This is a genomic window from Rhodoferax potami (assembly GCF_032193805.1).
Classification (GTDB): Bacteria; Pseudomonadota; Gammaproteobacteria; order Burkholderiales; family Burkholderiaceae_C; genus Allorhodoferax; species Allorhodoferax potami_A.
On the sequence record NZ_JAVBIK010000001.1, the window covers coordinates 78,519 to 103,043 of the forward strand.

The following is a 24,525-nucleotide window of genomic DNA, read 5'->3' on the forward strand; positions in this document are numbered from 1 at the left end:
TGCCTACGTTACCAAACCGTGTAATGGTGAACGCAATGGATTCTCGGCGAAGTGCTGCTTCCATTGACGAGGCGTCAGTTCTGAAACTCTGGAGGCGGGGTGGTGGCCTACGCGTTGCAAGACATCAACCAGGTAGGTGTAGGGGTCAATGTCATGTAAACGGCATGTCACGATCAGGCTCTGCATGATGCCCGCGCGCTTGGCGCCCACCTCCGTCCAGCAGAATAACCAATTGCGCCTGCCCATTGGTATCGCGCGCAAGGCGCGTTCCAGATGGTTCGTATCCATGGCCACATCCGCATCGCCCAGAAACACCTGCAGTTGCGCGCGGCGCTCGCGTGCATAGGCCAATGCCTTGGTCAACGGATTGCTGGGCAGGAAGCCTTGCCGCTCGAACTGCAAATCCACCCATTCAAAGAAGTTCTGCACCAGCGGTTTGCTGTGGCTTAGACGGTGCTCTCGTTTGGCATCCCCGTAGAGGTCACGTTCACGAATGGCTTCTTCCTGGGCGTAAATCTCGCCAATTTGCTGCAGCGCCTGGCCAGCGGCCTGTGGCTCGGCCCCTAGAGCTTCAAAGAAGCCACGCCTGCAGTGCGCCCAGCATTGGGCATGCGTAATGCCGGTCTTGGCAGCGTAACGTGCATAGGCCTCATAGCCGTCAGTGAGCAACACGGCATCTGTGGCCCCTGGCAGCCCCAATGCCTGCTGTACGTGCTCGTGGCGGCGCGACTCGAAATAGGCAAAGCACACCTCATCGAGTTCGCCGTACACAGGCCAGAAGTAGGCCGCCTTCATCTTGCCGGGCCCACTGCGCCCGGCCTTGATGGGGGTCTCGTCCATTGCCTTGACCCGGCTGTTGCGGATCGACTCGAGCTGCGTGTCGTAAATCGGCTCCAGCAGGGAAATGGTCTTTTGCGCCAGTTGCGTCAGCCACGCCCGGCTGAGTTTGAAGCCCGCTTGGCTCAGGCGCTGGTGCTGCCGGTACAGCGGAATGTGCCAGGCAAACTTGTCAACAACAACGCCTGCGAGCAAGCTCACGTCAGCGCGGCTGCCCTCAATGATGCCTGTTGGCGCGCCCGCACAGTGCAGGGTTTGCGTGTCGTGGCGCTTGATGACAGAGCGCACATACTTCAGCACCACATAGGCACCGGGGCGCTGTGCCAAGCGGTGGCTGACCTTCTGGCTGACAACCTCGTACTGATCGGGCGAGAGGTCTTTGGTCTCGGGGTTGGCCAGCTCGATGGTGTGCACGGGCACCTTGGTTTCGTCAAAGAACGATGCGGGCGTGCCCTCGTCGGCAAAGTTGCTGCGGGGTTTGCGTCGCTGGTGTGCAGGGATGGTGTTGGAGTCGGAGTCGGCTTCGGGCGCATCAGTGGCAGGGAGGTCGCCCAGGAGTTGCCCCAGGTGCATTTGCTGCGCATCGGGCAAGGGTGCAAAGCGCTCGCTCTTCTTGCCAAAGAGTTGGCGTTTGAACCATTCGAGCTGCTGCTCCAGCGCGCTGATGCTGGCGGCCTGTGCTTGCAGTGTCTGCGCGATGCTCTGCGGCGACAGCCCCATGACCGTTTCGACGGTAAATGTGGGAGTGCTGGTATTGGGCATCGACATGGGCCTTATCTTGCGGCCTTTAGGGACAAAGCAAAAGAGTGCTTCTCCGGATTGAAAATGGGCACATCGTCACCTCCGCGCAGGGTGTTGGTAGCGTTTGTGGCGTCGGCGCACTTCGATGCCTTCGAGCATCAGTTTGAGCGCCGTGCAGTCGATCTCGCCACTGCCGCCTTGAACGCCTTTACGGGAGAACTTGCCGCTCTCCAAACGCTTGCACCACAGGCACCAGCCGCTGCGGTCAAAGTACAGCACCTTCATCTGTGTTTGCCGCCGGTTGATGAAAACAAACATGTGTCCGGCCAGCACATCCACTTCAAACCCCTGGCGTGCCAGAGCGTACAAGCCGTCGTAGGACTGGCGCATATCGGCAGCTTGGCCATACAGGAACACGCGAATGCGGCCCTCGGGAAAGAACATTACCGGCGTACCAGATGCAAACTCATGCCCGAGCCGAGTTCGATGCGTAACTCCATGGCTCCATTGCCGCTGCCGTGCACTCCAGCAAGGTCGCCCAGATCAACGAACGCCGCCTTCGGCACGGTGGTGGGGGCTACCTTGTTCGTTCGCAGCGGGGACGCGATTCCCCTCTGTTTATTCCTAAGCGTGCGTCGGCGAGCAAGGCTGCTGCGACTGATGCCTTCGCGGCTGCAAAATTCATCTATCGTCAATCCAGCGCGGTCAAAACGATCCAGTACCTCAGCCCAAGTCTGTTCACTCAACACTGCACGCCTGAGCACGCTCTGCGTCTCTTCCATATCCGACCCCGTCCTGTTTGTTGATCAGGGCGCATTCTTTGGTACCTGCAATCAGTTCGCAAGAACGCCGGACAGTGACCGGTTACGCTGGCCAGGCGCTGCAGCAAATTGGCGAGATTTACGCCCAGGAAGAAGCCATTCGTGAACGTGACCTCTACGGGGATGCCAAACGAGAGCACCGTCTAAGCCACAGCAAACCGCTGGTGCAGAACTTCTTTGAATGGGTGGATTTGCAGTTCGAGCGGCAAGGCTTCCTGCCCAGCAATCCGTTGACCAAGGCATTGGCCTATGCACGCGAGCGCCGCGCGCAACTGCAGGTGTTTCTGGGCGATGCGGATGTGGCCATGGATACGAACCATCTGGAACGCGCCTTGCGCGCGATACCAATGGGCAGGCGCAATTGGTTATTCTGCTGGACGGAGGTGGGCGCCAAGCGCGCGGGCATCATGCAGAGCCTGATCGTGACATGCCGTTTACATGACATTGACCCCTACACCTACCTGGTTGATGTCTTGCAACGCGTAGGCCACCACCCCGCCTCCAGAGTTTCAGAACTGACGCCTCGTCAATGGAAGCAGCACTTCGCCGAGAATCCATTGCGTTCACCATTACACGGTTTGGTAACGTAGGCAATAACGCCGGACAGTGACCGGTTACATCACACCCTTCTTTGCGCAATGCCTGCACTTGTGCGGCGCTCTCCACTCCTTCGGCGACTACCCGCAAGCCCAATGTATGGGCCATATCGATGATCATTTTGGCGATGCTGCGGTCATCCGGGTCTGTCGCAATGCCGTCCACGAAACTGCGATCCACTTTGAGCTCGTTCAACGGCAGTTTGCGCAAATAGGCTAACGATGAATATCCGGTGCCAAAGTCATCGATGCTGAGCTCAAAGCCCAATTGAGTGAGCGCGGCCAATCGGTCCAAGACGCTATCAAGTCGTTCCATGAGTGCGCTCTCAGTCAACTCCAGGGTGATGAGTGCCGGCTCTATCGCGTAGGTTCGGGTCAAGGAACTCAACCGACTCACAAAGCTTGCATCTTTGAGCTGATGTGCAGACACGTTAACGGCAAGCCGCTGAAGCTGCTTGCCTTGGGCACGCCAATGCGCCATGTCGCGCAGCACACACTCCAAGACATGAAAGCCCAGGTCTTTGATCAAACCAGCCGCTTCGGCAATCGGGATGAAAGTGTTGGGCGGTATCTGGCCGAGCAACTTGTCCTCCCAGCGGGCGAGCGCCTCGCCGCCGACCACGGAGCCGTCCACCAAGGACACCTTAGGTTGGTAGGCCACCGTCAAACTCCGGCGGTGCAGCGCTTCGCGCAACCCGGTCTCTAGTGTCATGCGCTGAAGTGCCTGCACTTTCATTTCGTTGGCGAAATACTGAAACTGATTGCGTCCCCGCTCTTTCGATCGGTACATCGCGGTATCGGCATTTTTAAGCAATGTCACGCTATCTTCCCCGTCGTCAGGGAACACGCTGATACCAATGCTGGCCGACACAAACAACTGATGCTCCTGAATATGGAATGAAGCGGACATAAAGTCGACCACCCGCGCTGCGATCGTATTGATCTCCTCAATCTGAGTACACGTCAGGATGGCGACAAACTCATCGCCGCCCAGGCGGGCGAGTGTGTCTGAGTCACGCACGCAACTTTGCAGGCGCTGAGAGGCCTGCACCAAAAGCAGATCCCCAACGTCGTGACCCAGGGTGTCATTCACATTTTTGAAGTTATCCAAATCAATGAACATCACTGCCAATTTACCGCCCTGCCGTTTGGCGATGGCGAGCGCATGCCTCAGGCGGTCTGTAAGCAGATTGCGGTTGGGCAGCCCCGTAAGCTCGTCGTGGCTTGCGATGTGCTCAATACGTTCCCTGGATTTCTTGATAGCGGTAATGTCGCTAAACAACAGTACGTAGTTCACCACCTGCTTGGCGTCATTGCGTACCGCCGTCACCGTGAGCCACTGCGGAAATTCAGCACCGTCCTTGCGTGTGCTGAGGACTTCTCCCTGCCAGGTGCCTTGGGTGCCCACACTCTCCAGCACCCTCTCATAATCCGACTGCACCCTCGTGTTGGCCAGCAGACTGAGCACGTCGCGGCCCACAACATCGCTGGAGGTGAAGCCGGTGATATCGGTGTACGCCTTGTTGACGCGCACAATTTGCCCTCGCGGGCTCAGGATCGCGACGCCCTCCCCCGCGTGCTCAAACACGGTGGCAGACAGCAAGAGTTGCGCTTCCGCGTTCTTGCGCGCAGTGACGTCGGTAACTTCAATGCAAACCGAACGGACGACACCCTCGCTATCCAAAATCGGAAAGCGCACGCTCTCTAGCCACACGCTTTTGCCGCCCAACTCTACAAGGTCTATGCGTTCAGTCGCTGTTGTGCCGCGCATGGTGTCGAGGTCTGCACCGCGCAATTGCGAAGCCAAATCAGGCTCAAACAGTTGCTGGTCGGTTTTGCCCAGAACCTCCTCGCTACTCCGGCCGAACATCTCTTGAAAACGGCGGTTGACGTAGGTGTAGCAGCCCGAGGCATCCTTCACTGAAACCGCCGCTATGGTGTGATGCAGGATGTCGGCCAATTGTTTCTGACTGCTTTTCAGCAAGCGCTGCGCGCTCATCAGCGCAGAGTTGTCAAGAACCACCATTACCAGCCCCTGAACCGCGGCATGTATGTTCAGGATCGGGTTGAGTAACACTTGGTAGTTGTGGGTACCTTCTTCAATCTGCAGCGTCTGTTTCTGACCCGCAGCACATACCTCTGACAACACGTTTTCGAGCCCACTCAGGTGCACGGGCAAAGGCAAACGGCTGAAATGCAGGCCGATATTGCTGGCAGGCATAGAGTAGGCTCGCACAGCGCAACCGTTGTACCGGCGCACACACAGAGCAGTGTCAAAAACGAGGACCGGGAAGTCCAGCGTGTTGTACATGCTCTCAAACTCACTGTTGACGCCTGCGAGGGTCGCCGACTTCATCAAGTTTTCTTCGTTGACGCTGATCAACTCCTCATTGGTGGCCTGTAGCTCTTCGTTAGCGGCCTCCAGCTCCTCATTTGAAGCTTGCAATTCTTCGTTGGCGGCTTGAATCTCTTCGTTCAAAGCCTGCATTTCTTCGTTCGAGCCCGCCATTTCCTCCATGAGGGTTTGAAGTTGCTCGCGCGCGCTATCGAGCTCTAAGCGGGTTTCTTCGCTGTCATGCACCGTAGGGACAGATTTGCCGGCGTCCTTCGCGTCAGGGCCTTTGCCCTCTTCAAAGACACACAACAAAAGAGGCCCCTCTCCGCTACCCGGCACCGCCTGCAGCCCCAAGCGCCAAGTCTCCCCGCTGCGTGAAACGATCCGCCTTCGTCTGCTGTAGGTGAGTTTGCCGCTTCGCAAAGCCCGTTGCAGAGTGGCCAGTAGCTCACCAGAGAGTTCTGGCACGATCAGCTGACCGAGGTTCATCTCAGGGGTACCGCTGGGAAAAGCCAAAACCTGCCCGACGGGCCCTTGGCTGTGCAGTATCCGCAAGTTGCTGTCCAGCAACATCGAGGGGCCTACATGTTCAGCCAGTGCTTGTACAAAAACTTGCTCATGGGTGCGGGCAGGTTTTCGGCTGGGCAGGCCGACCGCCTTAAACGGGCCGCGTGTTAGGGTGCCCACGCGGGCAGGTTTGCCACTAGCGCGCCCACGGTAAATGCGGGCTCGCCGGTCCACCACCGAGAAAAGTAATTCTTGCTGGTTCACAGTTTCAGACCGCCCTAGGAACAGCAGGCCGTCGTCGTTGAGGGCGTAGCGGATGTTGCCGAGCACCTTGCTTTGAAGCTCATTGTTGAAGTAAATCAGCACATTGCGGCAGGTGACCAGGTCCAATCTCAAAAATGGTGGGTCTACGCTGATGTCCTGCCTTGCAAAGGTGATGCAATCCCGCAAGGCTTTGACAGGTTCATAGCCCACCTCTGTCCTAGAAAAGTAGCGCTCGAGGTAGGCCGCCGGCAGCTCGGAGACAGCGGCAAAGCTGTAGTGCCCTTTGCGGGCCACATTGAGCGCGTCGTTATCAATATCAGTGGCAAAAATCTGCATGCGTACTTGCGGGTTGTGCTGGCGCATCAACTCAAGAAACACAATGCCCACAGAGTAGGCCTCCTCGCCAGTAGCACACCCGAGGACCCAGATGCGGAGTTCATCGCCGGCTTTTTTGGGCTGAAGCAGTTCGCCTGCTGCCCGAGACAGCACGGTAAACGCTTCGCGATCACGAAAAAACTCGGTGACCGAAATAAGTGTCTCTTTGGCCAGTGCGTCCAGCTCTGCCGGTTTGGATTTCACAAACTCCAGGTAGTCTGAAAGCGTCGGGGCGTTGGCTGCCACCATGCGACGCTGCAATCGGCGTTGCACTGTGGAAAGTTTGTAGCTGGAGAAATCGATCCGCGTGTGCTCTTGCACAAGGCCAAAGAGAATGTCTAACTCTTCACGGGGGTAGGCCAATGCATCCACAGAGACCAAGGAGCCCGGGCTTTGGGTGTAACGCTCCAAGTCAGAACCCATGTGCTCGGGCGCCAGCACCCGGTCCACCACTTGGGCCTCGATGGCTGACCTGGGCATACCGTCGTACTTGGCGGTTTCGGGCACTTGGGCCATGGTGAGACCGCCTCCGGCCTTGATGGCGAGCAGCCCGCGGGTACCGTCCGCCCCCGTACCGGAAAGGACGATGCCCACGGCCAGCTCGCCAAACTCTTTGGCCATAGACTGGAACATCTGGTTGATGGACGGCTTAGGCGACACCTCCGGGGGAGGGCTACTCAGTTTGAAACGCCCCTTGGAGAACGACACGTTGTGGCCTGCGGGCACCACATAAATCATGCCCTGCTCGGGTAGCACACCATCCCCGATGTCTTGCACAGGCAGACTGGTTTCCCGCCCAAGGATCTCGGCCATCAGGCTCCGGTGTGTAGGCGCCATGTGCTGCGCAATCACATACACACAGGGCAGGCCTGTAGGGAGCGCGGATACAAAGGCAGCCAAGGCATCAAGCCCTCCGGCAGACGCCCCTACCCCCACCACGTAACACGCAGCTACTTCGGCTGCGCTTATTTCTGCCCGGCTGACCTCTTTATCCATGGCACCCCCTTAGCATTCTCTCCGCATTATGACGGTGAAAATACTGAGAAAAGGCCGGCCAGGTTCAGCCACCGCCCCGGAAATCCGAGCCCCTGGCGCACTGCGGATGCTTTGGGGTCGGACTGTTTACATCGAACTTAACCCACCCACTTGCGCGCATTGCGCCACAACTGCATCCACGGGCTGAATTCGCTCTTGTCCAGGCTGGTCCAGCTCATCTGCACGTTGCGGAACACTCGCTCGGGGTGCGGCATCATGGCGGTGAAGCGGCCGTCTGCGGTGGTGACCGCGGTCAGGCCACCGGCGCTGCCGTTCGGGTTGAACGGATAGGCCTCGGTCGCTGCACCGGTGTTGTCCACATAGCGCATCGCAGCAATGGCCTTATCGGCGTTGCCACGGTATTTGAAGTTGGCGTAGCCCTCACCGTGTGCCACCGCAATCGGCAGGCGCATGCCAGGCCAGATCGGTAAAGAACAGAGACGGTGATTCCAGTACCTCCACCAGCGAGAGGCGCGCTTCAAAGCGCTCGCTCTGGTTGGTGGTGAAGCGCGGCCAATCTTGCGCGCCGGGGATGATGTCGGCCAGCTCGGCAAACATTTGGCAGCCGTTGCACACGCCCAGGCCAAAGGTGTCCTGGCGGGCAAAGAAGGCCTTGAACTGCTCAGACAGCACGTCGTTGAACGTGATGCTGCGCGCCCAGCCAATGCCGGCACCCAAGGTGTCGCCATAACTGAAACCACCGCAAGCGACCACGCCCTTGAAGTCCTGCAGTTTGGCGCGGCCGGTCTGCAGGTCGGTCATGTGCACGTCATAAGCTTCAAAGCCGGCTTCGGTGAAAGCGTAGGCCATTTCCACATGGGAGTTCACGCCCTGCTCGCGCAGCACGGCTACCTTGGGGCGGCTTGTCAGGATGGCAGGAGCTCCTGATTTGATAGCTGCTTGCGCAGATTCCACAAGGGCTAGAGCCTTGTTTGGCATGTAAACATGCATACCGGGGTCTTGCTCGGCACCGGCAGCGGCGTGTTCTGCATCGGCGCAGGTTGGGTTATCGCGCTGCTGGGCAATCTTCCAGCTCACGGCATCCCACACCTGGTGCAGGTCGGCCAGCTTGGCGCTGAAAATGCTCTTGGCGTCACGCCAGATTTGCAGCTCGCCCTTGCCGGCAGAGATTGCGTCAGTGGCTGGCCGTGTTTTACCCACGAAGTGGCTGAACTTGGACAAGCCATGTTCGCGCAGAGTGGCCATCACTTCCGAGCGCTCTGCCGTGCGCACCTGCAAGACCACGCCCAGCTCTTCGCTGAACAGGGCCTTGAGTGTGGCTTCTTCACGGCGGGCACCCACCTGCCCTGCCCAGTTTTTGCTGTCGCCCACGTCCATGCGGCTGTCGGAGATGCCGTCGCCTTCGGTGACCAGCATGTCCACGTTCAAAGCCACACCTACACGGCCGGCAAAGGCCATTTCGGCCACGGTCGCCAGCAGACCACCGTCACCACGGTCGTGGTAGGCCAGCACTTGGCCCTTGGCGCGCAATGCATTCACCGCGTTGACCAAGTTCACCAGGTCTTGGGCGTCGTCCAGATCGGGCACCTTGTCGCCGACTTGGTCCAGGGTCTGCGCCAGGATGCTGGCGGCCATGCGGTGCTGACCTTTGCCCAGGTCGACCAACACCAATGTGGTGTCTTCAGTCGCGTTCAGCTGAGGCGTTAGCGTGCCGCGCACGTCTTGCAAGGTCGCAAAACCGCTCACGATCAGGGACACGGGAGATGTCACCTTCTTGTCGGCGCCGGCGTCTTTCCACTGGGTGCGCATGGACAACGAATCCTTGCCCACAGGAATGGAGATACCCAAAGCCGGGCACAGCTCCATGCCCACGGCCTTGACGGTGGCGTATAGCGCCGCGTCTTCGCCGGGTTCGCCACAGGCTGCCATCCAGTTGGCGGACAGTTTTACGCGCGGCAGCTCGATGGGGGCAGCCAGCAAGTTGGTAATGGCTTCTGCCACCGCCATGCGGCCGGAAGCGGGTGCATCCAACGCTGCCAGCGGCGTGCGCTCGCCCATGGACATGGCTTCACCGGCAAAGCCTTTGAAGTCGGCGAGTGTCACGGCACAATCTGCCACCGGCACCTGCCAGGGGCCAACCATCTGGTCGCGGTGGGTCAAGCCACCCACGGTGCGGTCACCGATGGTGATCAGGAATCGCTTGGAGGCCACAGTGGGGTGTGCCAGCACGTCGATCACGGCTTTTTGCAGGTCCACACCGGTCAGGTCCAGCGGCTTGAATTGGCGAGCCACGGTCTTTACATCGCGGTGCATCTTGGGCGGCTTGCCCAAGAGCACGTTCATCGGCATGTCCACCGGAGACTCCGCGCCCTCGTCCACCAGTTGCAACTGGCGCTCTTCGGTCGCCACACCAATCACCGCGAACGGGCAACGCTCGCGCTCGCACAGCGCTTCAAACTGCGCCAGCGACGCGGGGGCGATAGCCAGCACATAGCGTTCCTGGCTCTCGTTGCACCAGATTTCTTTGGGTGCCATGCCTGACTCTTCGAGCTTGACGGCGCGCAGGTCAAAGCGCGCACCGCGGCCTGCGTCGTTGGTCAACTCGGGGAAGGCGTTAGACAAACCACCCGCACCCACGTCGTGGATGGCGAGGATGGGGTTGTGCTCGCCCTGCATCCAGCACTGGTTGATCACCTCTTGCGCGCGGCGCTCGATTTCGGGGTTGCCACGCTGCACCGAGTCAAAGTCCAGCTCAGCCGCGTTGGCGCCGGTCGCCATGGAGCTGGCCGCGCTGCCGCCCATGCCGATGCGCATGCCGGGACCGCCCAACTGGATCAGCAGGCTGCCTGCGGGAAATTCGATCTTGTGGGTCTGGTCGGCATCGATGATGCCGAGGCCACCCGCGATCATGATGGGCTTGTGGTAGCCGCGTGCCACGGTGTCCACATCGCTGGCCACCGTTTGCTCGTACTCACGGAAGTAGCCCAGCAGGTTGGGCCGGCCGAACTCGTTGTTGAACGCCGCACCGCCCAAGGGGCCTTCGACCATGATTTGCAGCGGGCTGGCAATGTGCTCGGGCTTGCCCAAGGTGCTGCCCCAGAGCTTGGAGACGGTAAAGCCGGTCAAACCCGCCTTGGGCTTGGAGCCGCGGCCGGTGGCACCTTCGTCACGGATTTCGCCGCCTGCACCCGTAGAGGCACCGGGGAATGGGGAAATGGCTGTAGGGTGGTTATGGGTTTCCACCTTCATCAGGATGTGGTTGGTTTTGCTATGTTTTTCATAGCTAGGTGCGCTGACATCACCTGCGCCAGTGGCCGATTTGGCTGTAAAACGCTCGACCTGCACTCCTTCCATCACCGAGGCGTTGTCCGAGTAGGCCACCAACATGTACTGGGGGTTCAGCTGGTGCGTGTTGCGGATCATGCCGAACATGCTCTTGTCCTGCGCCACCCCGTCGATGGTGAACTGGGCGTTGAAGATTTTGTGGCGGCAGTGCTCGCTATTGGCCTGCGCAAACATCATCAGTTCCACGTCGGTCGGGTTGCGGCCCAGCGTGGTGAAGGCATTCACCAGATAGTCAATTTCGTCAGCAGCCAGTGCCAAGCCGAACTGGGTGTTGGCCTTTACAAGCGCATCTTTGCCACCGGCCAACACGTCCACATGGTCCATGGGCGCGGGTTGCAGGGCGTTGAACAGCTCTTGCGCTTGGGCACGGTCGAGCATGGCGCTCTCGGTCATGCGGTCGTGCAGAAGAGCGGCCACGGCCTGCAGCTGCTCGGGCGTCAACACGGTTTTGCTGAGCAAGCCGCTTTTGAGTGTCAGGCGGTACTCCACCAAGCGCTCTACCCGCTTAACGGCCAGGCCGCAGTTGTGGGCAATATCTGTCGCCTTGGAGGCCCAGGGGCTCACGGTGCCGAAACGCGGGCTCACCACAATGGCGGGGCCCTCTACCGGGCCGGTGTACGGGTCGCCATAGGTCAACAGCGCGGCCAGTTTGTCGGCCAAGGGCTTGTCCAGCGCCGCTTCGGTGGCAGCGAGGTGCACAAAACGGGCTGCAATGCCGGTAATCTTGTCGCTCACGCCGTGCAGGGCGGGCAGAAGTTGTTGGACGCGGAAATTGCTCAGGGCGTTGCCGCCCTCGAAAGAGGTGATGTGCAGGGTCACTGTGGTGGCCTTGTAATGGGCTGGAGCGTTGGGGAGTGGTGATCCACACGCGGCCGCTGACTGGGGACGCATATGGAAGCTCCGGATTTTACCCGCCAGAGCGACCCGCTTTTCCCCACCGGCATTGCGGTGTCTGGCGGATGGGATAATCCTGCCCCATGACTATCACTTACAAAGACGCCCAAGGCATTGCCGGCATGCGCATCGCGGGCAGACTCGCCTCTGAAGTTCTGGATTACCTCACGCCCTTCGTGCAGCCCGGCGTGACGACCAACGAGCTCGACAAGCTGGCCCACGACTACATCACCCAGGTGCAAGGCGCCATTCCTGCGCCCTTGAACTACACCGGTGGCGGCAACACGCCGTACCCCAAATCCATCTGCACCTCGGTCAACCAGCAGGTGTGCCACGGCATCCCCAATGACAAGCAGCTGAAAAAAGGCGACATCGTCAACATCGACGTCACCGTCATCAAAGACACCTGGCACGGCGACACCAGCCGCATGTTCCTGGTGGGTGATTGCTCGATTGCAGCCAAGCGCTTGTGTTCCATTACCTACGAAGCCATGTGGGTCGGCATCCAGATGGTCAAGCCCGGCATCCACCTCGGTGATATCGGCCACGCGATCCAGCGTTTTGCCGAAGGCAAGGGCTTCAGCGTAGTGCGTGAGTTTTGCGGCCACGGCATCGGCCAAGTGTTCCATGAAGAGCCCCAAGTGCTGCACTACGGCAAGCCCGGCACCCTTGAGAAACTCAAGGAAGGCATGACTTTCACCATCGAGCCGATGATCAACGCGGGCGGCAAAGACATCAAAGATGGCCCCGAGAAAGACGGCTGGAGCATCGTGACCAAAGACCGCTCCTTGTCCGCGCAATGGGAGCACACCGTGCTCGTGACCCCCACCGGTTATGAGGTGTTGACCTTGTCTGCCGGCAGCCCCGCCACCCCTGACTTTGTGACCGTCTGACCGCCCCACGATGACCGAGCTGCAAGCACTGCGCACTGATTACCGGGCCCGCAAGGGCCAGTTGCTGGATCAAGTGGCCTCGCCTCAGGCGACCGGCCGCCAAGTGCGCAGGGTGTTGCAGCATATGGCCGACCTGACCGACGAGGTGCTGCGCAAACTGTGGCTGGCCGCGGGTCTGGGCGAACCGTTTGCCTTGCTGGCCGTGGGCGGCTACGGCCGCGCAGAGCTGTTCCCGCACTCCGATGTGGATGTGCTGGTGCTCTTGCCCGATGGCCAGTCGGCAGACACCGACAGCGAACTCAAAAAGCGCATAGAAGCCTTTATCGGCACCTGCTGGGATGTGGGCCTAGAAATCGGCTCCAGCGTGCGCACGCTCTCGGACTGTTTGTCAGAGGCTGAAAAAGACGTCACCGTGCAAACCGCTCTGCTGGAGTGCCGCCTGATCACCGGCAGCGCAGAACTGGTGGCGACCTTCCAAGAGGCCTACCGGCAGGCCATGGACCCCAAGGCGTTCTTTGTCGCCAAGACCTTGGAGCTGCGCCAGCGCCACACCAAATTTGAAGACACGCCCTACTCGCTCGAGCCCAATTGCAAAGAATCCCCCGGTGGTTTGCGCGACCTGCAGGTGATTTTGTGGGTGGCCAAGGCCGCCGGCTACGGCGAGCAGTGGAGCGATCTGGCCCGGGGCGGCCTCGCCACCGCGTTTGAAATCAAGCAGATTGAACGCAACGAAACCCTGCTGCTGCTGATTCGCGCCAAGCTGCATTTCATTGCCAAGCGCCGCGAAGACCGCTTGATTTTTGATCTGCAAAACGCAGTTGCCGAGTCGTTCGGGTTTGTGCCAGTGCAAGCCGACAAAGACCGCAAGCAAATGGTGCGCGCCAGTGAAGCGCTGATGAAGCGCTACTACTGGGCCGCCAAGGCGGTGACCCAGCTGAACCAGATTTTGTTGATGAACATCGAGGAGCGGCTCAACCCCTCCACCCATGCGCCACGCCGGATCAACGAGCACTTCAATGACAAGGCGGGCATGATCGATGTGTCATGTGACGACCTGTACCGCAACAACCCGCATGCGATTCTGGAGACCTTTCTCGTCTACCAGACTACGGTCGGGGTGAAGGGCCTGTCTGCCCGGACCTTGCGCGCGCTTTACAACGCCCGCGACCTAATGGACGCCCGGTTCCGCAAAGACCCGGTCAACCGCGCGACCTTCCTGAAGATCATGCAAGCGCCTGAAGGCATTACCCATGCCATGCGCCTGATGAACCAGACCTCGGTGCTGGGCCGCTACCTGTGGGTGTTTCGCAAAATCGTGGGCCAGATGCAGCACGACCTGTTCCATGTGTACACCGTGGATCAGCACATCCTGATGGTGCTGCGCAATGCGCGCCGTTTCTTCATGGTGGAGCATGCGCACGAGTACCCGTTTTGCTCCCAGCTGGCCTCCGGCTGGGACAAGCCATGGATTTTGTACATCGCATCGCTCTTCCACGACATTGCCAAGGGCAGGGGTGGCGACCATTCCGAGCTGGGCATCGTCGAAGCGCGCCGCTTCTGCAAAGACCACGGAGTCCCGACTGAAGATGCCAAGCTGATCGAGTTTCTGGTGGGCGAACACTTGACCATGAGCCGCATCGCCCAAAAGTCAGACCTCTCGGACCCCGATGTGATCCAGGCATTTGCGCAACGCGTGGGCAACGAGCGCTACCTGACGGCGCTGTATCTCCTCACGGTGGCTGATATCCGGGGCACCAGTCCGAAAGTCTGGAATGCCTGGAAGGGCAAGCTCCTCGAAGACCTGTACCGCTACACCGCGCGCGCACTGGGCGGCCGCGCCCCCGATGCGGATGCCGAGGTGGAACAGCGCAAACGCGAGGCGCTGGTCATTGTGGCCCTCTACGCCCTGCCCTTTGAGGCGCACAAGCCGCTGTGGGACACGCTGGATGTGGGCTACTTTATGCGCCACGACGCCACCGACATTGCCTGGCACACCAAGCAGTTGTCGCGCCTGGTGGGGACCGAACAGCCGATTGTCCGGGTGCGCCGTTCGCCTGTGGGCGAAGGCCTGCAGGTCTTGGTCTACACCCAAGACCAGCCGGATTTGTTTGCCCGCATTTGCGGCTATTTCGACCAGGGCGGATTCAGCATTCTGGATGCCCGCATCCACACCACCAAAAAGGGCTATGCGCTGGACACCTTCCAGGTGGTGACCTCGGCCGATATGGACGAGCATTACCGCGAGATGACCAGCTTGCTGGAAAACGGGCTGGCCCACGCGATTGCCCAAGCAGGGCCCCTGCCGGCGCCTAGCCGTGGCCGGGTGTCACGCCGGGTCAAAAGCTTTCCGATTGCGCCCCGCGTGTCCCTCAAACCCGATGAAAAAGCCCAGCGCTGGCTGCTCAATATTTCTGCCAGCGACCGCTTGGGCCTGCTCTACTGCATCGCCCGGGTGTTGGCCAAGCACCAGATCGTGGTGCAACTGGCCAAGGTCGCGACCCTGGGTGAGCGGGTGGAAGACACCTTTTTGATCCATGGCTCGCAGCTTCAGCACAACCGGGCCCAGATCGACATTGAGACCGAAATACTGGACGCCCTCGCGTCCTGACACCTATGCCCGCTACTGAAATTACCGTCACTGCAGCTGGCTCTGTGGCCGGAAAAGAACTGCTGATCCCTACCGGCCAACAGGCCGAAACCCTGCCCCACATCCAGGACTGGGTCACGGCCCAGCTGAGCGCAAAAAAGCCGGTCAAAGACGTGAGCAACCAGGTCTTGGTGAAAGGCATCAAGCAGTGGGCCGCTTACGAGCACAAGGTGGGCGGCAAGCGGCAGCTCACCGTTTTCAAAATCACCTGAGCCGCCCAAGGGCCGGGTCGCCCGCCTCTATCAGTCGTCTTCGGCTGCGGCAATGCCCGGGAACAACACCTCGGTAAAGCCGAATTGGCTGAAGTCCCGCATGCGCATCGGGTACAGCTTGCCCCACAAGTGGTCGCACTCGTGCTGCACCACACGCGCGTGGAAACCCTCTACCGTGCGGTCGATGGCGTCGCCGTATTGGTCAAATCCGGTGTAGCGGATATGGGTCCAACGCGGCACTTGGCCCCGCAGGCCGGGTACCGACAGACAGCCCTCCCAGTCGCTCTCCTCGGCCTCACCCATCGGGGTGATGACCGGATTGCACAGCACCGTGGGAGGCACCACCGGCCGGTCAGGGTAGCGCGGGTTGCGATCGTTACTGCCAAAAATCACCACCTGCAGGTCGACCCCGATTTGCGGAGCCGCCAAACCGGCACCATTCGCAGCCCGCATGGTGTCCAGCAGGTCGGTGATCAAGAGGTGCAGCGCATCGCTGTCGAAGGCGGTGACCGGCTGCGCGGTGCGCAGCAAGCGGGCATCGCCCATTTTGAGAATGTCTCGGACCGTCATTTCAGCAGCTCCAATAAACCGGCTTCATCCAGCACTGCCAGGCCCAGCTCGCGGGCTTTGTCCAGCTTGCTTCCGGCCTCAGACCCGGCCACCACATAGCTTGTCTTTTTACTCACCGAGCCGCTGACTTTGCCACCTGCGGCCTCGATCAGGTCTTTGGCGGCATCCCGACCCAGAGTTGGCAAGGTGCCGGTGAGCACCAGCGTCATGCCGGCCAAAGGCTTGGGGCCGGCGTCAGCAGGTGCGCCCTCAGGCCAAGTCACGCCGCAAGCGCGCAGTTGTTCGACCACCTCACGGTTGTGGGGCTGCTCAAAGAAGGTGCGAATACTCTTGGCCACGATAGGCCCGACATCGGACACACCGAGCAGTGTTTCTTCACTGGCGCTCATCACGGCATCCAGGGTGCCAAAGTGCCGGGCCAGCTCTTTGGCAGTGGCTTCGCCCACATGGCGGATGCCCAGCCCGAACAAAAAGCGAGGCAAGGTGGTGCGCTTGGATTTCTCCAGCGCTTCTAGGATGTTGAGGGCGGACCGGTCGGCCATGCGGTCCAGACTCGCCAGCGCGTTCAGACCGAGCCGGTACAGATCGGGCAGATTGCGGATGACGTTGGCGTCCACCAGCTGCTCGACCAGCTTGTCGCCCAAGCCTTCGACTTCCACCGCGCGGCGCTGGGCGAAATGCAAAATGGCCTGCTTGCGCTGGGCGCTGCAAAACAGGCCACCGGTACAGCGGTAGTCCGCTTCGCCCTCTTCCCGCACCGCCGCCGATTGGCACACCGGGCAGATATGCGGCATGGTGAACTGCGGGGCATCGGCCACCCGCTTTTCGGCCACTACCGAGACCACTTCAGGAATGACATCGCCGGCACGGCGAACAATCACGGTATCTCCCACCCGCACGTCTTTGCGGCGGGCCTCGTCCTCGTTGTGCAGGGTGGCATTGGTGACAGTGACCCCCCCCACAAACACCGGGGCAAGCTTGGCAACCGGCGTGAGCTTGCCGGTGCGGCCCACCTGCACATCGATCGCCAGCACAGTAGTGAGCTGTTCTTGGGCCGGATATTTGTGCGCGACCGCCCAACGGGGTTCCCGGGTCACAAAACCCAGGCGTTGCTGGAGAGCAAGGCTGTTGACCTTGTAGACCACGCCGTCAATGTCAAACGGCAAGGTATCGCGCCGCGCACCGATGTGCTGGTGATACGCTATCAATTCAGTAGCGCCACGCGCAATATCCACCTCGGCTGCGACCGGAAAACCCCATGATTTGAGGGTTTGGAGCATGGCGAAATGGGTGCCGAACTGCGGGCCGCCTGCGGTAGCGGGTGTGACTTCACCGAGCCCGTAGGCGAAAAAGCTCAAGGGGCGTTGCGCTGCAATGCCCGGGTCGAGTTGCCGCACGGCGCCGGCAGCAGCGTTGCGTGGGTTCACAAAGGTCTTTTCCCCTTTTTCGCCAGCCGCAATCCGGTTGCGTTGGCGCTCATTCAGCGCTTCAAAGTCATCGCGGCGCATGTACACCTCGCCACGCACTTCCAGCACTGGCGGCACACCCTCGGGCAAGCGCAAAGGGATCTGGCCGATGGTGCGGATGTTTTGGGTCACATCTTCACCGTATTCGCCATCGCCACGGGTGGTTGCTTGCACCAATACGCCCTGCTGGTAACGCAGGTTCATGGCCAAGCCGTCGAACTTAAGCTCTGCCACATATTCCACTGCGGGATCTGAATCGCTGAGCTCCAGCTCCTTGCGCACCCGGGCATCAAAGGCCTGGGCACCGGTCGATTCGGTGTCGGTTTCGGTCCGGATGCTCAGCATGGGCACCGCGTGTCGCACGCTGGTAAAGGCATCGAGGGGTTTACCGCCTACCCGTTGCGTCGGGGAGTCCGCACTCGCCCATTCCGGGTGAGCTGCTTCCAGGGTTTGGAGCTCCCGGAACAGCCGGTCGTATTCCGCGTCCGGCACCGTGGGGGCATCAAGGACGTAATACGCATGGCCATGGGCGTGCAGTTGCTCGCGCAGGGCCACGAGGCGTTGGTGGGCAGCGGCATCCGGCTGTGCCGGCTCTAGTGAAAACAAGTCCAGCGTAGCCATAAAGAAGAGAAAAACTTAGCTGAAGAGGCGGCGCGCAATCGGCGAGCCGGCGGCAATGTCCCGCTGCTCCAGCGTGTCGTAGAGCACCTGCAGGTCGGCGGCGATCATATCCATGGTTTGGGGCGCCAATGGTTGACCGTGGTCGTCGGTAACCACGCCTTCCATGGCCTGTGCCAGGGCATTGGCGGTTTCCCGCATCCGGACAAACGGCTGTTCACCGCGGTCCACCTGCGCCACATCAAGGTGCAAGGAGAGCTCGCGTATTGCACTTTGGGCCGGGTCGTCTGCAAGCGCGGCTTGGGAATCAAAACCCAGCACCAACACGGGTGGCAAGCCCTCGGCCGCTGCCGGAAGCACCATGCGACCGGGTATTGCACCGGCCACAAAGCCAAGGCGTGCAGCATTTTGATGGATATAGCCGGGGCTCCAGGACGCATTGCGGGCGCGGATGGTGAAGCCGAGCTGCGCATCGTGCGCGCTGGCAAAGTGGTCGAGCTCGCGGGCGCGGGCCACTTCGTCAATCATTTCAGGGAACTCAGGCGTGGCGTTGATAGCGTCCGCAAAGGCCTGGGTTTTGACCACATATTCGGAGTACTCAATATCGTTGAGCGCGCCGGAGCGGTTCGCCAGCTGCACACCTGCTTGAAAGCCCCCGTAGCGCTGCCCAGCGGCGGGCACTTCCCAGACCTGCGTGTTCAGGTTGAACCCTTCCACCGAAAAAGGCTTGGTGCCGGCACGCCGGGTGGCGGGCATGGCGGCCAAGGCCGCATCACCAGAGACTGCCGGGGTTGCCGGGTCCAGGGCGATGGTGGCGATCACATCGATCAGGGAGTCCATGGCGGGCCGAGCCGGTGGACGGGGCAAGTTGAAGGCGGGGGTATCTGCGTCCACTTCGGTCAGACCCGGCTCCATGGCCGAGGTGTCGTCCGTAGGCTCTTGGAGTGGCTGGGCCTGGCGGGGGGCACTGCGGCGCGAGGACCAGGCACCGTGGGCCACGACTCCGGCCAACACGATGCCGCCCGCGATGGCCAAACCGATTTGTAAGTTGCTCATAGTGATGTGGTTACCGTTCAGGCGAGCTCAGCGAGGTGTACTGCAGACTCCATGTCCACCGCGACGATGCGCGAGACGCCTTGCTCCTGCATCGTGACGCCGATGAGTTGCTCTGCCATTTCCATGGCGATTTTGTTGTGACTGATAAACAGGAATTGGGTTCCCTTGCTCATGGCGGACACCAGCTTGGCGTAACGCTCGGTGTTGGCGTCATCCAGCGGCGCATCCACCTCGTCGAGCAAACAAAAAGGTGCGGGGTTAAGTTGGAAGATCGCAAACACCAGCGCAATCGCCGTGAGTGCTTTTTCACCGCCCGACAGCAAGTGAATGGTCTGGTTCTTCTTGCCCGGCGGCTGGGCGATCACCTGCACACCGGAGTCTAGAATTTCGTCACCGGTGATGACGAGGCGCGCATTACCACCGCCGAAGAGCTCAGGGAACATGCGGCCGAAATGGGCGTTCACCTGGTCAAAGGTGCCTGACAACAGTTCGCGGGTTTCGGCGTCGATTTTGCGGATCGCGTCTTCCAGGGTGTTCATGGCCTGGCTTAAGTCGACGTTTTGCATATCAAGGAACTGCTTGCGCTCGCGGGCGGCAGCCAGCTCTTCCAGCGCTGCCAGGTTCACGGCACCCAGCGCTGTGATTTCGCGGTTCAGGCGGTCGATGTCGCCTTGCATGCCAAACAGCCGCACATTGCCATCTTTGATGCTCTGCTCGACCGCAACGAGATCGGCTTGCGCGTCGGCAAGTTGGTTCTCGTACTGCTCAAAGCCCAAGCGCGCTGCTTGCTCTTTGAGCTGGAATTCGGTGATGCGCTGGCGCAAGGGGTCGAGTTCACGCTCGAGTTGCAAGCGGCGCTCGTCGCTGGCGCGCAGCTTGGCGGTCAGGTCGTCGTATTCGCTGCGCTTGGCACCCAGGGCCTGCTCCCGCTCGAGCTTCAAGGCCAGGGCGTTTTGCAGCCCTGCTTGCGCAGCGGCGTCAGTCAGGCGATTCAGCTCATCCTGCGCCCGCTGCTCTTCGGCCTGAATGCTCTGGTTTTGCTGGATGGCGGTTTCAATGGCGCGCGAGAGCTCGGCATTGCGGGCTTGCAAACTGCGCTGGGCAAACACTGCTTCTTGCGCCTGCCGCTCGAGGCTGCGCTGTTGTTCGCGGCACTGGTTTAACTTGCCTTGGAGCTCAATGACCCGCTCGTCCAGTTGGGCGTGGCGCTCCTGGCTATCGGCCAGCTGCATGTCCAAAGACTCGAAGCGGGCCTCTGCCTCGACCCGGCGCTCCTGCAAATCGTCGAGCTGGGCTTCCACCTCCGCCATGTCGGCTGCAATCTGTGCACTGCGTGCACGGGTTTGCTCCAACATCTGCGACAAGCGCAGCGTCTCCACTTGCAGCTCGTGCGCGCGGCTCTGGGTTTCCGCGGCTTCGCGACGGGCACTTACCAGGCGCTGGGCGCTCTCGGCATAGGCGCTCTCGGCGCGGCTCAGCGCGACCCGCGATTCATCGGCGATCAGCACCTGGGCGCGGACCTGCTTTTCGAGGTTTTCAATCTCTTGCGCGCGCGCCAACAAGCCTGCCTGCTCCGAGTCTTGGGCGTAAAAACTCACGCTGTGAGCGGTGACCACATGGCCTGATTTGACGAAGATGCTCTCGCCAGCCGTTAATTGGTCGCGCTGGCCCAGCGCTTCTTCAAAACTGCTGGCGGTGTAACAGCCGTGCAGCCAGTCGGTGAGCACCGCTTTTTGGCCCGCGTCGTGAACGCGCAGCAAATCTGACAAGCGCGGCAAACGGCCGGAGGGCTCGGAAACCTGCGCCGAAGGCGGGCTGTAAAACGCGAGTTTGGCGGGGGGGCCTTCGTGGGCAAAGGCTTTGAGCATGTCGAGGCGGGACACCTCCAGCCCGCCCAGTCGCTCGCGCAGTGCGCCTTCGAGCGCGTTTTCCCAGCCTTGTTCGATATGGATGCGGCTCCACAGTCCCTGTAAATGGTCCAGGCCATGTTTGGCCAGCCAGGGTTGCAACTTGCCGTCCGTCTTGACTTTTTCTTGCAGGGCTTTGAGGGCCTCGAGCCGGGCGGAGAGGTCGGATTGGCGTGAAGACTCGGCGTTAACCCGGCTTTGCTGCTCTTTGCGGGCCTCGTCCAGCTGGGGCACGGCTTCTTGCAACTCTTGCAGGCGGGCGTCCGCAATCTGATGGCTTTCCTGCGCAACTTCTAACTGCTCTTGGAGACCCTGCAAGCGGGATTCGTCCGGGGCAGACAGCGCATTGCGGTCAGTGGAAAGCCGGTCACGGCGGCTACCCAGCTGGCGGCTTTGCTCTTCAATGCCACGCTGCTCGGCAGCCAACACCTGGATCTGCTGTTGCACCTGAGTGACCGCGCCGCGCTGGTCATTGGCAGCACCCTGGGCCTTGGCTAGTGCCTCTTCCACGTCCGGTAGCTGTTGCGCCTGCTCTTCGACCTGGGCGGCCAGCAACTCGGTTTGCTCTTCGCCCATAGCCGCCAGCTCGGCAAGCCGCTCCATTTCGTTCTGGGCGTCGTCTTTGCGGGTGGCCCACTGGGCGATTTGCTCTTTCAAAGTGATCAGGCGCTGCTCGACCCGCTGACGCCCTTCCACCACAAAGCGGATTTCGGCCTCCAAGCGGCCGACATCGGTGCTGGCCTCGTACAGCAAGCCTTGGGCTTGGTTCACCTGATCGCCCGCTGCGTAATGCGCTTGCCGCACGGTTTCCAGATCGGCTTCGATATGGCGCAGATCGGCCATACGCGCCTCAAGCGCGTTAACCGCGGCAAGGCCCTCGGTTTGCACTTTGGCTTTGTCTGCCAGGGCCTCAGCCCGCTTCAAAAACCACTGCTGATGCTGCTTCAGGGTGACTTCGGCCTGCAAGGCGTTGTACTTTTGCGCGACCTCGGCCTGCTTTTCCAGGCGGTCGAGGTTGCTCCCCAGCTCGCGCAAGATGTCTTCCACCCGGGTCAAGTTCTCGCGGGTATCGGATAGGCGATTTTCGGTTTCGCGACGCCGCTCTTTGTATTTGGAGACCCCGGCTGCTTCTTCCAGAAACAGGCGCAGCTCTTCTGGCTTGGATTCAATGATCCGGCTGATCGTGCCCTGGCCGATGATGGCGTAAGCGCGCGGCCCCAAGCCAGTGCCAAGGAACACGTCTTGCACATCGCGGCGGCGCACCGGCTGGTTATTGATGAAATAGCTGCTGGTGCCGTCCCGGGTCAACACCCGTTTGACCGCAATTTCTCCAAACTGACCCCACTGGCCCCCGGCGCGGTGGTCGGCATTGTCAAACACCAACTCCACACTGGATCGGCTGGCAGGTTTGCGGGTCGTGGTGCCGTTGAAGATCACGTCCTGCATCGACTCGCCGCGCAATTCGCTGGCCTTGCTTTCACCCAGCACCCAACGCACCGCATCCATGATGTTGGATTTGCCGCAGCCATTCGGCCCCACCACCCCGACCAGTTGCCCGGGGAGCAGGAAGTTCGTGGGTTCAGCAAATGACTTGAAGCCCGAGAGCTTGATGGAATTGAGTCGCACGGTGGAGCTTGATTGACGCTAAGTATTTGATTTTATTGAGCTTTGCCGGTCTCACACCGACACAGCTGAGCCGCGGATGATACCGCGCGGTGCCCTCAACACCTGAAAGCGGCAGGCGGCCTAAGCAGCAAGTCCGAGGTATTGGGCGACTTCAGCCTTCAAACGGAGCAGTTCAGGCGCCAACTCGGCGTAAGCGGCAGACACCGCAGCAACGTCTCCCTTTTTGCTCATGAGCTCGACCTCGGACACACGGCCATACAGCTCGGTGGTGCAAAAAATCGGGATAAAACCCTTCAAGGGGTGGAGCAGGTGGTTGGCTCCTTTGATATCGCCCTGGGCCAACAGCTCGGTAATGGCAGGCACATCGTTCGTCAAGGACTCGAGCACCATGGGCAGCATCTCTCGCAACGCGCCTTCATCGCCGATTTGCTCCATGGCACCCGCAATATTCAGGTAGCGTGGGGCATCACCGTGGGATGGGATTGCTGACATGGCTCACTCCTCAAATTCAAAGCTGGGCTAACCCGATGGCCAGCAGCCCCTGAGTTTAACGATGACTCAGGGATAATGCCGCCCCATGAATCCGAATTTGTCCCGCCTGCAGGCCTACCCCTTTGAACGCCTGCGCCAATTGTTTGCCGCAGTCACGCCTAACGCGGCCTTCAGCCCGATCAGCCTGGGGATCGGCGAGCCCCGCCACCCGACACCACAACTGATCAAGGACGCTTATTGCCACGCGATCCAATCCGGAGAGAGCGGGCTCGCTGCCTACCCCGCGACGGCTGGTGACCCCAAGCTCCGTCAATCCATGGTCAACTGGATTCAGCGCCGCTATGGGCTCGCGCTCAACCCGGCCACCCAGGTGCTGCCGGTTAATGGATCGCGGGAGGCCTTGTTCGCTTTTGCCCAGGTGGTCATCAACCCCTCGGCTTGCGATGGCACGGTGCAGGTGGTGTGCCCCAATCCGTTTTACCAAATCTACGAAGGGGCGGCGCTGTTGAGTGGTGCGCAGCCTTACTTTGTACCGTCTGTCGCTGATCGAAATTTCGCCCAGGACTGGGACAGCGTGCCAGCCTCGATCTGGCAAAACACCCAACTGATGTTTGTGTGTTCCCCGGGCAACCCCGCGGGCGCCGTGATGCCGCTCTCCGAGTGGGAGAAGCTGTTTGCCCTGAGTGATCAATACGGGTTTGTGATTGCGTCGGACGAGTGCTACAGCGAGATCTATTTCCGGGACGAGGCGCCTTTGGGCGGCCTCGAAGCCGCAGCACGCCTGGGACGAACTGACTTCAAGAATCTGGTGTCGTTCACCAGCCTGTCCAAGCGCAGCAACGTTCCAGGTATGCGAAGCGGCTTCTGCGCGGGCGATACGCGATGGATTCAAAAGTTCTTGCTCTACCGCACGTACCATGGCAGCGCAATGAGTCCGGTGGTGCAGGCGGCCAGCATTGCCGCATGGGACGACGAGGCCCACGTCATTGATAACCGGGCGAAGTACCGTACCAAGTTTGCCGAAGTCACGCCACTTCTGGCCGAAGTCATGGATGTGGCTTTGCCGGATGCCGGCTTCTATTTGTGGGCGGATGTTAAAGGCAGCGACACCGAGTTCGCCCGTGACTTGCTCGCTCAATACAATGTGACCGTGTTGCCGGGTAGCTACCTGGCACGTGAAGCCCACGGTTTCAACCCGGGCGCAGGCCGTATCCGCATGGCGCTGGTCGCAGAGACCGCAGAGTGTGTCGAAGCTGCCCAACGCATCGTGCAATTTGTGAAAAACCGGGCGGCCTGAGCACAGCGCGGCCCCCTCCCCCTTTAACTC

General features: G+C 60.6%; 13 protein-coding genes and 2 pseudogenes. 5 read left to right on the plus strand and 10 right to left on the minus strand.

All coding sequences use genetic code 11. The annotated features are described in order from the left end of the window. Nucleotides 1–3: 3 nt before the first annotated feature. From tnpC to RAE19_RS00395, 3 genes are all read right to left on the minus strand, one after another. On the minus strand, nucleotides 4–1,605 hold the full coding sequence (gene tnpC, locus RAE19_RS00385; RefSeq protein ID WP_313872998.1) for an IS66 family transposase: 1,602 nt from the start codon (nucleotides 1,603–1,605) through the stop codon (nucleotides 4–6). A 69-nt stretch (nucleotides 1,606–1,674) separates the two neighbouring features. Then, the gene (gene tnpB / locus RAE19_RS00390; protein ID WP_313873004.1) at nucleotides 1,675–2,022 is read right to left on the minus strand and encodes an IS66 family insertion sequence element accessory protein TnpB; all 348 of its coding nucleotides are present in this window, start codon (nucleotides 2,020–2,022) and stop codon (nucleotides 1,675–1,677) included. Next, nucleotides 2,022–2,360 carry a hypothetical protein gene (locus tag RAE19_RS00395; RefSeq protein WP_313873005.1) on the minus strand — a complete coding sequence of 113 codons (339 nt, stop codon included), beginning with the start codon at nucleotides 2,358–2,360 and terminating at the stop codon, nucleotides 2,022–2,024. Before RAE19_RS00395 ends, tnpB begins: the two co-directional genes overlap by 1 nt. Before the next feature lie 20 nt (nucleotides 2,361–2,380). On the opposite strand from RAE19_RS00395, the gene RAE19_RS00400 reads away from it, so the two are divergent. Next, nucleotides 2,381–2,989 (plus strand): IS66 family transposase, encoded by a 609-nt coding sequence (locus RAE19_RS00400; RefSeq protein ID WP_313876145.1) that lies wholly within the window; start codon nucleotides 2,381–2,383, stop codon nucleotides 2,987–2,989. A gap of 37 nt (nucleotides 2,990–3,026) precedes the next feature. Here RAE19_RS00400 and RAE19_RS00405 read toward each other — a convergent pair. Both RAE19_RS00405 and purL read right to left on the minus strand, forming a co-directional pair. After that, nucleotides 3,027–7,472 (minus strand): annotated as a pseudogene (locus RAE19_RS00405) (EAL domain-containing protein); the annotation flags it as partial. A 137-nt stretch (nucleotides 7,473–7,609) separates the two neighbouring features. After that, nucleotides 7,610–11,636 (minus strand): annotated as a pseudogene (gene purL / locus RAE19_RS00410) (phosphoribosylformylglycinamidine synthase). A gap of 158 nt (nucleotides 11,637–11,794) precedes the next feature. Between purL and map the strand changes: the two are divergent. The 3 genes from map to RAE19_RS00425 are packed head-to-tail and all read left to right on the plus strand — an operon-like array spanning nucleotide 11,795 to nucleotide 15,463. After that, nucleotides 11,795–12,604, plus strand: a complete 810-nt coding sequence (gene map / locus RAE19_RS00415) for a type I methionyl aminopeptidase (RefSeq protein ID WP_313873062.1) — start codon at nucleotides 11,795–11,797, stop codon at nucleotides 12,602–12,604. Between the two features lie 10 nt (nucleotides 12,605–12,614). Further along, nucleotides 12,615–15,212 (plus strand): [protein-PII] uridylyltransferase, encoded by a 2,598-nt coding sequence (locus RAE19_RS00420; protein WP_313873063.1) that lies wholly within the window; start codon nucleotides 12,615–12,617, stop codon nucleotides 15,210–15,212. Between the two features lie 5 nt (nucleotides 15,213–15,217). Beyond that, complete coding sequence (locus tag RAE19_RS00425; RefSeq protein ID WP_313873064.1) at nucleotides 15,218–15,463, plus strand: hypothetical protein; 246 nt, start codon at nucleotides 15,218–15,220, stop codon at nucleotides 15,461–15,463. A gap of 30 nt (nucleotides 15,464–15,493) precedes the next feature. On the opposite strand, the gene def is transcribed toward RAE19_RS00425, so the two are convergent. The 5 genes from def to RAE19_RS00450 form a co-directional block, all read right to left on the minus strand. Continuing rightward, complete coding sequence (gene def / locus RAE19_RS00430; protein ID WP_313873065.1) at nucleotides 15,494–16,033, minus strand: peptide deformylase; 540 nt, start codon at nucleotides 16,031–16,033, stop codon at nucleotides 15,494–15,496. Beyond that, complete coding sequence (gene ligA, locus RAE19_RS00435; RefSeq protein ID WP_313873066.1) at nucleotides 16,030–18,120, minus strand: NAD-dependent DNA ligase LigA; 2,091 nt, start codon at nucleotides 18,118–18,120, stop codon at nucleotides 16,030–16,032. Before ligA ends, def begins: the two co-directional genes overlap by 4 nt. A 15-nt stretch (nucleotides 18,121–18,135) precedes the next feature. After that, nucleotides 18,136–19,173 carry a cell division protein ZipA C-terminal FtsZ-binding domain-containing protein gene (locus tag RAE19_RS00440; protein ID WP_313873067.1) on the minus strand — a complete coding sequence of 346 codons (1,038 nt, stop codon included), beginning with the start codon at nucleotides 19,171–19,173 and terminating at the stop codon, nucleotides 18,136–18,138. A 17-nt stretch (nucleotides 19,174–19,190) separates the two neighbouring features. Beyond that, nucleotides 19,191–22,706, minus strand: a complete 3,516-nt coding sequence (gene smc / locus RAE19_RS00445; RefSeq protein WP_313873068.1) for a chromosome segregation protein SMC — start codon at nucleotides 22,704–22,706, stop codon at nucleotides 19,191–19,193. Nucleotides 22,707–22,826: 120 nt separating this feature from the next. Then, nucleotides 22,827–23,198, minus strand: a complete 372-nt coding sequence (locus RAE19_RS00450; RefSeq protein ID WP_313873069.1) for an Hpt domain-containing protein — start codon at nucleotides 23,196–23,198, stop codon at nucleotides 22,827–22,829. Nucleotides 23,199–23,283: 85 nt separating this feature from the next. Between RAE19_RS00450 and dapC the strand changes: the two genes are divergently transcribed. Then, on the plus strand, nucleotides 23,284–24,495 hold the full coding sequence (gene dapC / locus RAE19_RS00455; RefSeq protein ID WP_313873070.1) for a succinyldiaminopimelate transaminase: 1,212 nt from the start codon (nucleotides 23,284–23,286) through the stop codon (nucleotides 24,493–24,495). Nucleotides 24,496–24,525: the final 30 nt, after the last annotated feature.

Excerpts from the sequence above, each read along its gene's own strand:
- def (WP_313873065.1), bottom strand. The coding sequence starts at position 16,033 with ATGACGGTCCGAGACATTCTCAAAATGGGCGATGCCCGCTTGCTGCGC.
- RAE19_RS00450 (WP_313873069.1), bottom strand. The coding sequence starts at position 23,198 with ATGTCAGCAATCCCATCCCACGGTGATGCCCCACGCTACCTGAATATT.
- tnpC (WP_313872998.1), bottom strand. The coding sequence starts at position 1,605 with ATGTCGATGCCCAATACCAGCACTCCCACATTTACCGTCGAAACGGTC.
- dapC (WP_313873070.1), top strand. The coding sequence starts at position 23,284 with ATGAATCCGAATTTGTCCCGCCTGCAGGCCTACCCCTTTGAACGCCTG.
- map (WP_313873062.1), top strand. The coding sequence starts at position 11,795 with ATGACTATCACTTACAAAGACGCCCAAGGCATTGCCGGCATGCGCATC.
- ligA (WP_313873066.1), bottom strand. The coding sequence starts at position 18,120 with ATGGCTACGCTGGACTTGTTTTCACTAGAGCCGGCACAGCCGGATGCC.
- tnpB (WP_313873004.1), bottom strand. The coding sequence starts at position 2,022 with ATGTTCTTTCCCGAGGGCCGCATTCGCGTGTTCCTGTATGGCCAAGCT.
- RAE19_RS00440 (WP_313873067.1), bottom strand. The coding sequence starts at position 19,173 with ATGAGCAACTTACAAATCGGTTTGGCCATCGCGGGCGGCATCGTGTTG.
- RAE19_RS00420 (WP_313873063.1), top strand. The coding sequence starts at position 12,615 with ATGACCGAGCTGCAAGCACTGCGCACTGATTACCGGGCCCGCAAGGGC.
- RAE19_RS00395 (WP_313873005.1), bottom strand. The coding sequence starts at position 2,360 with ATGGAAGAGACGCAGAGCGTGCTCAGGCGTGCAGTGTTGAGTGAACAG.
- RAE19_RS00425 (WP_313873064.1), top strand. The coding sequence starts at position 15,218 with ATGCCCGCTACTGAAATTACCGTCACTGCAGCTGGCTCTGTGGCCGGA.